Below are 12,768 nucleotides of genomic sequence, written 5' to 3'. Positions count from 1 at the left end.
GCCGGCGCGCGCGGATGCGCCACGCGCAGCGAACGCAGCGCCAGGCCCGAGGCGGGCATGGCGTCGGTGGGGTGCACCGCGCCCCACTGGATCAGCGTGGGCAGCGCGCCGTAGAACAGGCGCTGGCCGTCGTCGCGCACCGTGATCTGCCACTCGAGCCGGCCGGCCGGCGTATCGCGCGAGGCTTCGAGCAGGTGGCCGCGGTCGATGTGCGCATGCTCCTCGCGCGCGAGCGCCTGCGTGGCGGCGTGCGCATCGGGCACGCGCGCCACGAAGTGGATGAGGCGCGGGCCGCGCTGCGCGAGCGCGGCCTGCAGCGCGGCGTCGTCCAGGTCGAACCAGCGGCGCGTCTTCGGCCGCGACGGCGCCTTGCCGGGCTCGATGGCGATGATCTCGGCATAGGCGCGCGGGAACGCGGCGCTCGCGATGTTCAGCAGCCGGTTGTGCGTGCCCATGAGTGGGTGCACGCCGCCGGGCGCGGGCGTGACGCCGAGCGTGGCCTCGCACCATGCCACGCCCTCCGCCAGCGAGGCGGCAGCGATCACCAGGTGGTCGACTTCGGCGGGGTGCATGGTGTGGCTTTCGTTCAGAGCGTGACGTGGCCGTCGACGCAGGTCACGGCATCGCCGCCGACCCAGATCGTGCCGTCGCTGTCGCGCTCGATGTGCACGCGGCCCGCGCGGCCCAGGCACTGGCCTTGCGCGGCCAGGTAGCGCTCGGGCATGTGGCCGTCGGCGATCAGCCATTCGGCCAGGCTGGCGTTGAGGCTGCCGGTGACCGGGTCTTCCTGCACGCCGATGGGCTCGGCGAAGGCGCGCACCTCGAGGTCGATCTTGGCGCCGTCGTCGTTCGGCGTGGCGGGGCGGTTGCCGAAGGCGCGCGCCTCGCGGTTCGAGCGGCCGATGAGCAGCGAGGTGTCGTGCGCCGAGGGCACGCCGGCCACGCCGGCCTTCACGCCCAGTTCCTTGAGTGCGCGGTGGTCGGGCTGCAGCGCCAGCACGGCGTCGGCGTCGTTCAGCAGCAAGCCGAACCAGACCGGGCCGTTGTCGAGCACCTGCGCCGCGATGACCTGCTGCGCCTTCAGGCCCAGCGCGCCGGCCACCTTGGCCAGCAGCGCGGGGCTCGGGGCGCTGCGCTTGAGCGGCGGCGCGGCAAAGGCCAGGCGCTCGCCGTCGCGCCGCAGCGGCACGAGGCCGGCGCCGCACTGCTGCACCACGCGGCCCGCCACCTTGGGCTTGCCGCCGGCCTGCAGCCACGCATGGCAGCTGCCGATGGTCGGGTGGCCGGCAAAGGGCAGCTCGCCGCCGGGCGTGAAGATGCGCACGCGGTAGTCGGCGCCCGGGTCGGTCGGCGGCAGCAGGAAGGTGGTCTCCGACAGGTTGGTCCACTGCGCGAAGCGCTGCATGGCGGCGTCGTCCAGGTCCTGGCCGTCGATCACCACCGCGAGCGGGTTGCCGTAGTAGGCGGTGGCGGTGAAGACGTCGACTTGCTTGAAGGGGCGGGATTTCATCAGGGTCATTCGAGGGATAGATCGAGCACGCCGCGCGTGCCCGGGCGGGAAAGCAGTTCCGAATACCAACGTTCGACGTTCGGCCAGGCCGGCCGGCGGTACTCGGCGCCGGGCAGGCCGAACCAGCGGTGCGCCTCGCAGCCGATCGGGATGTCGGCCATGGTGAAGCGCTCGCCGGCCATGTAGGGGCGCTGCGCGAGGTGCGCGTCGAGCATCGCGAACAGCGCCTCGCTCTCGCGCACCGACGCGGCGATCAGCGCGGGCTGGCGCTCCGAGGGCGCCGTGCGCACCCATTGCACGAAGGCGTCGCGGCTGGCGCGGTTGAGCGTGGTCTGCTGCCAGTCCATCCAGCGCTCGGCGTCGAAGCGCGCGGGCAGCTCACTCGGGTAGAGCGTGCCGTGCGAGTAGCGGGCGCACAGGTAGCGCACGATGACGTTCGACTCCCACAGCGTGACGCGCTCGGCGCCTTCGCCGTCGTCGATGGTGGGCACCATGGCGTTCGGGTTGAGCGCGCGGTATTCGGGCGTCTGCACCACGCCGAATTTGCCGCCGGCCTCGGTGCGCTGGAAGTCGAGCCCGAGCTCCTGCGCGCACCACACGACCTTGCGCACGTTGATCGAACTGATGCGGCCCCAGATGTTGAGCATGGTGTTCAGTGTCCTTGTGCGGAGAGGGCGTCGGCCGTGGCCGATGGCCGGGTCTGCAGGTACGGTTCGATGTTGCGCATCGCGCGCGCCACGTAGTCGTCTTTCTCGCCGACCGGCGCGACGTAATGCAGCGCGCTCTTCGCGGCCTCGAGCCCTTCGGTGCGCGCGATGAGCCACGCCGCGAGGTAGGGCGCCGAGAAGCAGCCGCCCGCGGTCGCCACGTTGCCCTGCGCGAAGAAGGGCTGGTTGAGCACCTCGACGCCGGCCTCCTGCACCCAGGGCTTGGTCGTGAGGTCGGTGCAGGCCGGCACCGTGCCCAGCAGGCCGAGCTTGGCCAGCAGCAGCGTGCCCGAGCATTGCGCGCCGATGAGCTGGCGCGACGGGTCGAGCCCGCGCAGCACGCCCATCAGGCCCGCGTCGGCGGCGATCTCGCGTGTGCGGATGCCGCTGCCGACGATCACCGCGCCCGCCTCGCAGGCTGCTTCGAGCGGCTCGGTGGCATGCACCGTGACGCCGTTCATCGAGGTCACGGTGGCGCTGGGCGAGGCCAGCGTCACGCGCCAGCCCGGCTTCTTCACGCGGTTGAGCACGCCGAGCGCAACCAGCGAGTCGAGCTCGTTGAAGCCGTCGAAGGTGAGGATGGCGATGTGCATCGTCGTCGGCTTTGTCAGGCGTGGGCGGGGGCCAGCAGCGCCAGCTCTTCGCGCAGCGTGACGGCGAGCGCGGCGATGGCGGTGTCGATCTCCTCGACGCTGGCGGTCACGAACGACAGGCGCAGCGTGCGCGGATCGCCTTCGCCCGCGTAGAACGGCGCGCCGGGCACGAAGGCCACGTTGCGCTCCACGGCCTTGGGCAGCAGGGTCACGGTGTCGATGCCCTCGGGCAGGCGCGCCCACAGGAACATGCCGCCCTTGGGTGCGTTGAACTTCACGTCGAGGCCGGCCATCTCGCGGTGCAGCGCGGCGATCATCGCATCGCGCTGGCGCTTGTACAGCGCGCGGATGGTGGGCACGTGACGGTCGAGGAAGCCGTCCTTCATCACGGCCGAGACCATGCGCTGCGTGAAGATCGGCGTGTGCAGGTCGACCGCCTGCTTGGCCTGCAGCAGCTTGGGGAAGATGGCCTTCGGCGCCACCAGGAAGCCCAGGCGCAGGCCCGGGGCCAGCACCTTGGAGAACGAGCCCAGGTAGATCACGCCCTCGGGGTTGCGCGCGGCCAGCGGCAGCGGCGGGGCTTCGTCGAACCAGAGCTCGCCGTAGGGGTTGTCCTCGACGATCGGCAGGTTCGCGGCGGCGGCTGCGGCCGAGACCGCGGCGCGGCGCGCCTCGGTCATGGTGCGGCCGGTGGGGTTCTGGAAGTTGGGCAGCAGGTAGACGAAGCGCGCGTCGGCCGCCTTGCTCACGAGGTCGTCGACGATCACGCCCTCGTCGTCGCTGGCCACGCCCACGGGGTGCGGCTCCATTGGGCCGAAGGCCTGCAGCGCGCCCAGGTAGGTGGGCGTCTCGACGAGCACCTTGCTGCCCGGATCGATCAGCACCTTGGCCACGAGATCCAGGCCCTGCTGCGAGCCGGTGGTGATGAGCACCTGCGAGGCGTCGACGTCCCAGGGCAGCATGTCGGCCACGGCCTGGCGCAGCGGCGCATAGCCTTCGCTGGCGGCGTACTGCAGCGCGGCCTGGCCGTCGTTGTGCAGCACTTCGGCGCAGGCGTCGGCGAACTCCTGGATCGGGAAGGTCTTGGGCGAAGGCAGGCCGCCGGCCAGGCTGATGATGCCGGGGCGCTCGGTGACCTTGAGGATTTCACGCAGCACCGAAGGATTCATCTTGGCGGCGCGGGCGGCGAGTTTCCAGTTCATGGGAGGCTTTCTTCTTTCTGGCGAATGAGAGGTGAGTCTGAGTGTGTCGTCAGGATGGCGGGATGTCGCCACGGTGCACGACATGGATTTTGTTGCCGTCCGGGTCGCGCAGGTAGGCGCCGTAATAGCCCTGCCCGTAGCGGGGGCGGGGCCCGGGCGCGCCTTCGTCGCGGCCACCGTGGCGCAGGGCCGCCTCGTGGGCGGCATGAACGGCCTGCGGCGAGGGCGCGCAGAACGCGACCATGCTGCCGTTGCCGGCGCTGGCGGGTTCGCCGTCCAGCGGGATGTACACGTAAAAGCGCGGGAGCGTCTGGCCCGGAGCGATCCAGCAGGCGGCATCGGGGCCGCCGTCGGGCGTCACGGGGCGGCGGATCAGGCCGAGCGGGGCCAGCACCGCGTCGTAGAAGGCGGCGGCGCGCGGCAGGTCGGTGCAGCCGACGGTGACATGGCTGAACAGCGTCATGGTGGTCAGCTCCTGGCCTGCGGCTCGGCGCCGCGTGGAACGGCAGGCGCCGCCGGTTGCGACAGCCGCTTGCCCGCGACCACCGTGGCGACCACGGCGGCGGCGAAGCCCAGCGTCACCAGGTCGAGCGGTTCGCCCAGTAGCGGGATCGACGCGAGGATCGACAGGAAGGGCTGCAGCAGCTGCGTCTGGCTCACGCGCAGCGCGCCGCCCAGGGCCAGGCCGCGGTACCAGGCGAAGAAGCCGATCCACATCGAGAACATGCCCACGTAGGTGAAGCCGATCCAGGCCGAGGCGGCCACGGGCTGCTGCGGCCACAGGGCGATGGTGGCGGGCAGCGTCACGGGCAGCGCCATCACGCAGACCCAGCAGATCACGCGCTCGGCGCCCAGCGACGGCGTGACCTGCGCGCCGTAGATGTAGCCGACCGAGGCCGCGACGACCGCGCCGACCAGCAGCAGGTCGGCCCATTCGAAACCGAAGCCGTGGCCGCTCTGCTGCGCGCGCAGCACCGAGAACACCACCACCAGCAGGCTGCCCGCGATGGCGCAGAGCCAGAAGCCCAGCCGCGCGCGCTGGTGCAGCACCCAGGCCGCGACCGCGGCCGTGACCAGCGGCAGCAGCGCCGTCACCACCGCCGCGTGGCTGGCCGTGACCACGCGCAGCGCAAAGGCCAGCAGCAGCGGAAAGCCGATGCAGTTGCCCAGCACCGCCATGCCCAGCGGCTTCCACTGGTGCGCTGCCGGGCGCGGCGAGCGCGTGACCAGCAAAAAGATGGCCGACAGCACGCCCGCCAGCGCCGCGCGCCCGAGCGTGACGAACCACGGCGACAGCTGCGGCGCCTCTTGCGTGCCCGTGGCCAGCCGCGTCATCGGCAGCGTGATGGCGAACAGCGCCACGCCGACCACCCCGAGCCACATGCCCAGCGTTTCGTCCTTGAGGGCGAGCTTCATACGCCCACCATCCACCAGGCCGTGAGCACGAGGATCAGGCCCATCGCGCGGTTGAACCACAGCAGGCGCGTGCCTTTGGCCAGCCACTCGCGCAGCAGTGCGCCGACCAGCGCATAGGCGAAGTTGCTGGTGAAGGCGTAGGTCAGCATCACGGGCGCGACGATGGCGAAGCGCGCGAGCGCGTCGGGTTGGCCGGCGATCCAGCCCGCCACCAGCGTGAGCGCCAGCAGCCAGGCCTTGATGTTCACGAACTGCAGCATCACGCCCTGCCCGAAGCCGACCGAGAGGCGGGCGCTGTCGGCCTTGCCGAGCTGGGCGCTGCCGCTGAGCTTGTAGGCCAGCCACAGCAGGTAGGCGATGCCCAGGCCCTTGATCGCCAGGCGCAGCGGTGGCATGGCCACCACCAGCGCGCCGAGGCCGGCCGCGCAGATGGCCAGCAGCAAGGTCCAGCCCACCGGCACCGCGACCACGAAGCGCATGGCGCGCGGCAGGCCGCCGTTGGCCGCCAGGGCGGTGGAGAGCGTGGTGTTGGGGCCGGGCGAGAAGCTCATCGCCGTGGCCAGCACCAGCAGCGCGGTGAATTCTTGCCAGTTCATGTCACAGACTCTAAACTTTGGACCATTACAGTTCCAGTACAGATGATCGAACAAATCTGAAATCTGTATTGGTCATTCCTTCGACACACGCCGCCCTTTTCTTGCTCTCTGTGCGATGCAGTCCGACCCGATGCTGACCCGAACCTCCACCCAGTCCCTGACCGGGCAGCTGGCCGACCGCCTCGCCGAGCGCATCCGCAACCGGCTGCTGGCACCCGGCGCGCGCCTGCCCTCGGTGCGCGAGTGCGCGCGCCAGCAGGGCGTGAGCCCGTACACCGTGGTCGCCGCGTACGACCAGCTGCTCGCGCAAGGGCTGGTCGAGGCGCGCCGCCAGCGCGGCTTCTACGTGCGCGACGCGGCGCCGGCGCCCGAGAGCTCGCGCAACCCGGCGCATGCCGTGCCCGTGGTGCTGCCGATGATGGCCTCGCGCGTGCCGGCCGACGCCAGCTCGCTGATCCGCAGCATGTTCCACCGCCCGAGCGACAAGCCGCAGCCGGGCATGGGCGTGTTTCCGCCCGACTGGATGGCCTCGACCTTCCTGGCGACCGCGGTGCGCCGCGTGACGACCACGTCGGCGCTGCAGGAACTGTCGCTGCAGTACGGCGAGCCCTCGGGCGACCTCGCGCTGCGCCGCAGCCTGTCGCAGAAGCTGGTGCGCATCAACGTGCCGGCCGGGCCGGACCAGATCGTGACCACCATCGGCGCCACGCACGCGCTGGACATCGTGAGCCGCACGCTGTTGCGCGCGGGCGATCCGGTGATGGTCGAGGAACCCGGCTGGGCGCTGGAGTTCGCGCGGCTCGAAGCGCTGGGCATGCGCATCCTGCCCGTGCCGCGCCGCGCCGACGGGCCCGACCTGGACGTGATGGCGCAGTATTGCAAGCTGCACAGCCCCAAGCTCTTCGTCAGCGTGAGCGTGCTGCACAACCCGACTGGCTACAGCCTCACGCCGGGCAGCGCGCACCGCGTGCTCAAGCTGGCCAACGAACACGACTTCCACATCGTCGAGGACGACACCTACAGCCACCTCGCGCCGGAGCACGCCACGCGCCTGAGCGCGCTCGACGGGCTGCAGCGCACCATCTACGTCAGCGGCTTCGCGAAGATCCTGGCGCCCAACTGGCGCATCGGCTTCCTGGCCGCTTCGCCCGCGCTGAAAGAGCGGCTGCTCGAGACCAAGCTGCTGGCCACGCTGACCTCGCCCACGCTGTTCGAGCGGGCGCTGTCGTGGTGCATCGATCAGGGCCAGCTGCGCCGTCATTCGGAGCGCGTGCGCATCCGCCTGGACGGCGCGCGCGGCCGCGCGGTGAAGCTCGCCATGTCGCACGGCTGCACCTTCGCCTCGGAGCCGGCCGGGCTGTTCGGCTGGGTCGACACGGGCGTGGACACCGACGCGCTCACGCAACGCATGCTCGACCAGGGCTACCTGCTGGCGCCGGGCTCGCTGTTCCATGCGCGCCGCCCGCCGAGCACGATGATGCGGATCAACTTCGCGACCTCGCAGGACGCGAATTTCTGGAAGGTTTTCAGCCGGGTCAGGGACGAGCTCTGATTCGCTTGCAAGGGGCTTGGAGTAAGCTGGCAACACAAGAAAACCCAGCCAGGAGACCTCCCGCATGAGCAACGCCAGCAAACCCTTCGACTTCAGCCAGTTCGTCCCCGGATTCGACTTCCTGAAGAACCTCGCCGGCGGTGCCGCCGCGGGCTCCGGGTCGGTGCCCGGCATCCCCAGCCTCGCGAGTTGGGTCGCGCCCACCATGAGCGTCGAAGAGGTCGACAAGCGCATCCAGGAACTCAAGACCGTCCAGTACTGGCTCGAACAGAACGGCCATGCGCTCAAGGCGACCATCCAGGCGCTCGAGGTGCAGAAGATGACGCTGTCGACCCTGCGCGGCATGAACGTGCGGATGGAAGACATCGCCAGTGCGTTCACCAAGCAGGCCGCGGTCATGGCGCCAGCGCCTGCACCGGCCCCTGCCCCTGCCCCCGCACCGCGGCCCGAACCGGAGCCCGTCGAGGAAGAGGAAGAAGAGTTCGACGAGGCCGAGGAAGAAGCGGAAGAAGAGGAAGCCCCGGCGCCGAAGAAGACGTCGCGCGCCAAGCCCGCCTCGTCCAACGGCGCCGCCGGCGTGGTCGACCCGATGCAATGGTGGGGCTCGCTCACCGAGCAGTTCCAGCAGATCGCGAGCACGGCGCTGCAGGACGCGGCGCAGCTCAAGGTGCCGGCCATGGCGCAGCCGCTGGCCGACGCCGTGGGGCAGGTCATCGGCAAGGCGACGGCGGCGCGCAAGCCGGCCGCCAAGACCGCGGCGAAGAAAGCCGCCGCCAAGAAAGCCGCGCCGGCACCCGCCGCGCGCAAGAAAACCACGTCCACCGCCGCGCGCAAGCGAACCTCCGGCCGGCGCTGACGTCTTACAGACACCTTTCCAGACGACGCACGGGTCGGTACGCACCATGAAACTGTTTCCCACCGGCCATGCCACCCACCCGCAATGGCGCATGGCCGCCGGCCTCGTGCTGGCCCAGTTGCGCGCGCAGATGGCGCTGCCCGACTACGCGTCGAACCCGACGCTCGGGCTGCTCTACATCACCGACCACTACGCGGCCGAGGCGCAGGAGATCCTCGATCACCTGAGTGCCGAACTGCCCGAGGTCACCGACTGGTCGGGCACCGTCGGCATCGGCGTGTCGGCCAACAACGCCGAGTACTTCGACGAGCCCGGCCTGAGCCTGATGCTGTGCGCGCTGTCCAGCGACCAGTACCGCGTGTTCTCCGGCGTGGCGCCGCTGGGCAGCTCCGAAATGAGCGGCTTCGAGGCGCACACCGCGCTCGTGCACGCCGACCCCGCCACGCCCGACCTGGGTGAGCTCATCGGCGAGATGGCGGGGCGCACCGACACCGGCTACCTGTTCGGCGGGCTCTCGTCCGGCCGCGGCGGGGCGCTGCAGTTCGCGGTCGGCGGCAACGGCAACATCCGCGGCCACGGCGCGGCGGGCGGCGTGTTCTCGGGCGGCTTGTCGGGCGTGGTGTTCGGCGAGGGCGTGCGGCTGGTGTCGCGCGTCACGCAAGGCTGCCAGCCGCTGCGCACGGGCGGCGCGCGCGAGCGCGAGATCACCGAGGCCGACGGCAACCTGCTGCTGTCGCTCGACGGCGAGCCGGCGCTCGACGTGCTGCTGGCCGACCTGCAGGTGTCGCTCGACCGGCCGCAGGAGGCCATCGACGCCGTGCGCAACACGCTGGTCGGCCTGGCCGACGCGGGCAGCGACGGCATCCGCCGCACCGGCGACCTGGGCGCCGACGTGCTGGTGCGCCACATCATCGGCCTTGATCCGACGCGGCGCGGCATCGCCATTGCCGACAACGCCGAGGCCGGCATGCGGCTGAGTTTCTGCCGCCGCAACGCGCAGGCAGCACGCGCCGACCTGATGCGCATCTGCGCCGAGATCCGCGAAGAACTCGAGCCCGAAGAACAGACGCTGGCCACCGCGCGCGCCGTGGCGGCCGGCGAGGCCGAGGCCGCACCGCATCCGGCGCGGCGCATCGCGGGCGCGGTGTACGTGAGCTGCTCGGGGCGCGGCGGCCCGCACTTCGGTGCGCCGGGCGCCGAACTGCAGATCGTGCGGCATGCGCTGGGCGACGTGCCGCTGGTCGGCTTCTTCGCCGCCGGCGAGATCGCACGCCATCACCTGTACGGCTACACCGGCGTGCTGACGGTGTTCACCGCGCCGGACTGACTGGCTGACTGACGGGAAAAAACGATGCGCGCGCCTGCGCCCTGTGTTCGCAGGCGCTTCGCATCGCTAGAATCCGCCCGCTTTCTTGAATCTCTGCTGCTGCAAGAAAGAGTGATCCGCGCGCCCCGAGGCACGCGGTCGATCTCTTTCGCCCCGCCACGCGACGTGACGGGGCCCGGAAACCGACACGGTTTCCCCGAATGGAATTGCAGCCATGGGCAGCCCTACCAATAGTCATTTTTCGAGACTCCAGCGCGCCTTTTCGCGCGCCCACATCGCCGTCGATTACCGCGACGGCATCTATCACCTGCGCAACGAAGCCGCGCAGGCGACCGTGCTTCTGCCGCAGAGCCTGCCGCTGGAAGAGAAGGCGGTGAACCAGCTGCTGGCCTTCGCCAGCGTGCGCTCGCCCGACGGCGCGCACGGTGTGTGCAAGGCCTGCGCGACGCCGGACTTTCATCCGGGCTCGGTCGCGCCGGTGGGCAGCGTCGTCGCCACCGATGGCGACTTCGTGATCCCCGCCGCGGTCGGCACCGACATCAACTGCGGCATGCGCCTGCTGACCACCGGCCTCACGCTGGACCAGGTGGCGCCGCACAAGACGCAGCTGCTCGCGCGGCTCACGCGCAGCCTGCTCGACAACGGGCGCGACGTGCCGGTGCACACGGCGGCGTTTCGCGGGCTGTTCGACGACGGGCCGGCCGCGTTCCTCGACGCCGTGCGCAACGACGGGCTCTGGGCCGCCTGCGACCGCGACCGACTGCAGGCCGAGATCGGCGCGTGCATCGGCCTGGCGAGCTTCGGCGGGCAGTCGCGGCACGCACCGCCGGCGTACACCGGCGCGCGCCACGAGGTGTTCCGCGATCCGTGCCTGGGCACGCCGGGCAGCGGCAACCACTTCGTCGAGCTGCAGGTGGTCGACCAGGTGATGGATCGGCACGCGGCCTACCGCGCGGGCCTCAAGGCGGGCGAGGTCGTCGTGATGATCCACAGCGGCTCGCGCGACATCGGGTTCCATGTCGGCGGCCGCAGGATGGACCGCGCGCGGGCCGAGTGGCCGCAAGGCCTGCGCCATCCGAAGAGCGGGCTGTACGGCCTGGCGGGGCCGCTGGCGCAGGAGTACCTGGAAGCCATGGGCGTGGCCGCGCGCTATGCGTGGGCCAACCGCGTCGTGCTGGCCGAGCTGGTGCGCAAGGACTTCGCCGAGCTGCTGGGCGCCACGGCGTCGATGCTGGTGGTCGACGTGCCGCACAACGTCGTGCTGCGCGAGCATGGCATGAACATCCACCGCAAGGGCGCGACGCCGGCGCACGCGGGCGACCTGGCGCTGATTCCCGGCTCGATGGGCGATCACTCGTACCTCGCGACCGGGCTGGGGCATGAAGACTGGCTGTGGTCGTGCAGCCATGGCGCCGGCCGTCGCATGCGTCGGCAGGAAGTGCGCGCGATGCGGCCCGCGCCCGGCGACGCCGATGCCAGCTGGCAGTGTGTGACCTTGCGCGAGGAGCGCCGCATCGAAGAGGCGCCGCAGGCCTACAAGCCGATCGGCGCGGTGATCGAGGCGCAGGAAAGCGCGGGGCTCATCCGCTGCGCCGTGCGGCTCAAGCCCTGGGTCACGTTCAAGGCGTAACCCGAGGGCGCGTGTCGTGTCAGCCCAGCGCGGGCTGCACGGCGCGTGGCGCGGGCGCCGGCATGCCGGCGAACGCGAAATCGACCTCGGGCGCCAGCCCGCTCACGATGCGCGCGATCGACTTGCCCGAGCCGCAGGCGTGCGTCCAGCCGAGCGTGCCGTGGCCGGTGTTGAGGAACAGGTTCGGCAGCTTGGTCTTGCCGATCAGCGGCACGTTGCTCGGCGTGGCCGGGCGCAGGCCGGTCCAGAACTGCGCGCGCTCGGTGTCGCCGGCGCCGGGGAAGAGCTCTTCGACGCGCCGCACGATGGCTTCGCAGCGCACGCGGTTCAGGTCGCGGTCGTAGCCGTTGAGCTCGGCCGTGCCGGCGATGCGCAGGCGGTCGCCCGATTCGGAGGTGTAGCGCGAGAACACCAGCTTGTATTCGTCGTCGGTCAGCGAGACCTGGTGCGCCTTCGACGCGTCCTTCACGGGCAGGGTCACCGAGTAGCCCTTGGCCGGGTAGATCGGCAGGCGGATGCCCAGCGGCGCGGCGTACAGCGGGCTCAGCGAACCCATCGCAAGCACGAAGGCATCGCCGCGGATGCGCTGGAAGCGGCCTTCGTTGTCGGTCGCCTCGACGTGGTCGATGCTGCCGCCGGCTTCGCGCAGCGCGGTCACCGTGTGGCTCATGAGGAACTTCACGCCGGCCGCCTCGGCCAGCTTCACGAGCTCGCGCGCGAAGCGGTTGGCGTCGCCCGACTCGTCTTCGGCGGTGTAGGTGGCGCCGGCGAGTTGGGGGCGGATGTGGGCGAGGGCGGGTTCGATCTTGATGGCCTCGTCGGCCGAGATGACCAGCCGCTCGCAGCCCAGGGCACGCATCTGCTCGGCGGGCGCGAGGGCGCCGTCGAATTCTTTTTGCGTCGTGTAGAAGTGCAGGATGCCTTGCGTGCGCTGGTCATAGTTCAGGCCGGTGTCTCGACGCAATTGCTGCAACATTTCCCGGCTGTATGTACCGAGACGAACGATCTGTTCGATGTTGTGGCGGGTGCGCGCGGGGGTGCATTCGCGCAGGAACTGCAGGCCCCAGAGCCACTGGCGCATGTCGGCGCGGATGCGAAAGAGCAGCGGCGCATCTTCCTTGCCGAGCCATTGCAGCACCTTCAGCGGTGCGCTCGGATTGGCCCAGGGTTCGGCATGGCTGACCGAGATCTGGCCGCCGTTGGCGAAGCTGGTTTCGGCGGCCGGGGTGGCCTGCCGGTCGATCACGGTCACCTCGTGGCCGAGTTGCTGGAGGTAGTAGGCTGAAGTCACGCCGAGCAGGCCGGCGCCAAGAACGATCACACGCATTGCAAGTACCTTTGAGTTTGCAGCGCTTGAACGGCGGGCGTGGAGTGCTATT

General features: G+C 70.7%; 13 protein-coding genes. 4 read left to right on the top strand and 9 right to left on the bottom strand.

Annotated elements, in window-relative coordinates; translation table 11 throughout:
* The 8 genes from VBO01S_RS04705 to VBO01S_RS04670 all read right to left on the bottom strand — a co-directional run.
* A partial coding sequence (locus VBO01S_RS04705) for a VOC family protein (protein ID WP_062471200.1) occupies positions 1–572 on the bottom strand: 572 nt, incomplete at its 3' end.
* A gap of 14 nt (positions 573–586) precedes the next feature.
* A complete protein-coding gene (locus VBO01S_RS04700) occupies positions 587–1,510 on the bottom strand; it encodes a PhzF family phenazine biosynthesis protein (protein WP_172438398.1) in 924 nt (307 codons plus the stop codon).
* Positions 1,511–1,515: 5 nt separating this feature from the next.
* Positions 1,516–2,157, bottom strand: coding sequence for a glutathione S-transferase family protein (locus VBO01S_RS04695; protein WP_062471194.1), 642 nt, complete (start codon positions 2,155–2,157; stop codon positions 1,516–1,518).
* A 5-nt stretch (positions 2,158–2,162) separates the two neighbouring features.
* On the bottom strand, positions 2,163–2,810 hold the full coding sequence (locus VBO01S_RS04690) for a DJ-1/PfpI family protein (RefSeq protein WP_062471192.1): 648 nt from the start codon (positions 2,808–2,810) through the stop codon (positions 2,163–2,165).
* Positions 2,811–2,824: 14 nt separating this feature from the next.
* Positions 2,825–4,012, bottom strand: coding sequence for an aminotransferase-like domain-containing protein (locus VBO01S_RS04685; RefSeq protein ID WP_062471189.1), 1,188 nt, complete (start codon positions 4,010–4,012; stop codon positions 2,825–2,827).
* Between the two features lie 49 nt (positions 4,013–4,061).
* Complete coding sequence (locus VBO01S_RS04680; RefSeq protein ID WP_062471216.1) at positions 4,062–4,469, bottom strand: VOC family protein; 408 nt, start codon at positions 4,467–4,469, stop codon at positions 4,062–4,064.
* An 11-nt stretch (positions 4,470–4,480) separates the two neighbouring features.
* On the bottom strand, positions 4,481–5,428 hold the full coding sequence (locus VBO01S_RS04675; RefSeq protein WP_062471187.1) for a DMT family transporter: 948 nt from the start codon (positions 5,426–5,428) through the stop codon (positions 4,481–4,483).
* Positions 5,425–6,024: a LysE family translocator gene (locus tag VBO01S_RS04670; protein WP_062471184.1), complete on the bottom strand. Its 600-nt coding sequence runs from the start codon at positions 6,022–6,024 to the stop codon at positions 5,425–5,427. The genes VBO01S_RS04675 and VBO01S_RS04670 overlap by 4 nt, the downstream gene beginning before the upstream one ends.
* 130 nt (positions 6,025–6,154) lie before the next feature.
* Here VBO01S_RS04670 and VBO01S_RS04665 point away from each other — a divergent pair, with 130 nt between their 5' ends.
* From VBO01S_RS04665 to VBO01S_RS04650, 4 genes are all read left to right on the top strand, one after another.
* A complete protein-coding gene (locus VBO01S_RS04665; RefSeq protein ID WP_062471215.1) occupies positions 6,155–7,576 on the top strand; it encodes an aminotransferase-like domain-containing protein in 1,422 nt (473 codons plus the stop codon).
* 64 nt (positions 7,577–7,640) lie between these two features.
* Positions 7,641–8,432 carry a PhaM family polyhydroxyalkanoate granule multifunctional regulatory protein gene (locus tag VBO01S_RS04660; protein ID WP_062471181.1) on the top strand — a complete coding sequence of 264 codons (792 nt, stop codon included), beginning with the start codon at positions 7,641–7,643 and terminating at the stop codon, positions 8,430–8,432.
* A gap of 46 nt (positions 8,433–8,478) precedes the next feature.
* On the top strand, positions 8,479–9,759 hold the full coding sequence (locus VBO01S_RS04655) for an FIST signal transduction protein (protein ID WP_062471178.1): 1,281 nt from the start codon (positions 8,479–8,481) through the stop codon (positions 9,757–9,759).
* 214 nt (positions 9,760–9,973) lie between these two features.
* Positions 9,974–11,389, top strand: coding sequence for an RtcB family protein (locus VBO01S_RS04650; RefSeq protein ID WP_062471176.1), 1,416 nt, complete (start codon positions 9,974–9,976; stop codon positions 11,387–11,389).
* A gap of 19 nt (positions 11,390–11,408) precedes the next feature.
* On the opposite strand, the gene VBO01S_RS04645 is transcribed toward VBO01S_RS04650, so the two are convergent.
* Positions 11,409–12,716: a D-amino acid dehydrogenase gene (locus tag VBO01S_RS04645; protein ID WP_062471173.1), complete on the bottom strand. Its 1,308-nt coding sequence runs from the start codon at positions 12,714–12,716 to the stop codon at positions 11,409–11,411.
* Between the last annotated feature and the right edge of the window lie 52 nt (positions 12,717–12,768).

Origin of the sequence: Variovorax boronicumulans NBRC 103145 (assembly GCF_001591345.1) — a bacterium.
Classification (GTDB): Bacteria; Pseudomonadota; Gammaproteobacteria; order Burkholderiales; family Burkholderiaceae_C; genus Variovorax; species Variovorax boronicumulans.
This window is presented reverse-complemented; position numbering and strand designations above follow the sequence as displayed.

Excerpts from the sequence above, each read along its gene's own strand:
- VBO01S_RS04700 (WP_172438398.1), bottom strand. The coding sequence starts at position 1,510 with ATGAAATCCCGCCCCTTCAAGCAAGTCGACGTCTTCACCGCCACCGCC.
- VBO01S_RS04695 (WP_062471194.1), bottom strand. The coding sequence starts at position 2,157 with ATGCTCAACATCTGGGGCCGCATCAGTTCGATCAACGTGCGCAAGGTC.
- VBO01S_RS04690 (WP_062471192.1), bottom strand. The coding sequence starts at position 2,810 with ATGCACATCGCCATCCTCACCTTCGACGGCTTCAACGAGCTCGACTCG.
- VBO01S_RS04685 (WP_062471189.1), bottom strand. The coding sequence starts at position 4,012 with ATGAACTGGAAACTCGCCGCCCGCGCCGCCAAGATGAATCCTTCGGTG.
- VBO01S_RS04675 (WP_062471187.1), bottom strand. The coding sequence starts at position 5,428 with ATGAAGCTCGCCCTCAAGGACGAAACGCTGGGCATGTGGCTCGGGGTG.
- VBO01S_RS04670 (WP_062471184.1), bottom strand. The coding sequence starts at position 6,024 with ATGAACTGGCAAGAATTCACCGCGCTGCTGGTGCTGGCCACGGCGATG.
- VBO01S_RS04665 (WP_062471215.1), top strand. The coding sequence starts at position 6,155 with ATGCTGACCCGAACCTCCACCCAGTCCCTGACCGGGCAGCTGGCCGAC.
- VBO01S_RS04660 (WP_062471181.1), top strand. The coding sequence starts at position 7,641 with ATGAGCAACGCCAGCAAACCCTTCGACTTCAGCCAGTTCGTCCCCGGA.
- VBO01S_RS04655 (WP_062471178.1), top strand. The coding sequence starts at position 8,479 with ATGAAACTGTTTCCCACCGGCCATGCCACCCACCCGCAATGGCGCATG.
- VBO01S_RS04650 (WP_062471176.1), top strand. The coding sequence starts at position 9,974 with ATGGGCAGCCCTACCAATAGTCATTTTTCGAGACTCCAGCGCGCCTTT.
- VBO01S_RS04645 (WP_062471173.1), bottom strand. The coding sequence starts at position 12,716 with ATGCGTGTGATCGTTCTTGGCGCCGGCCTGCTCGGCGTGACTTCAGCC.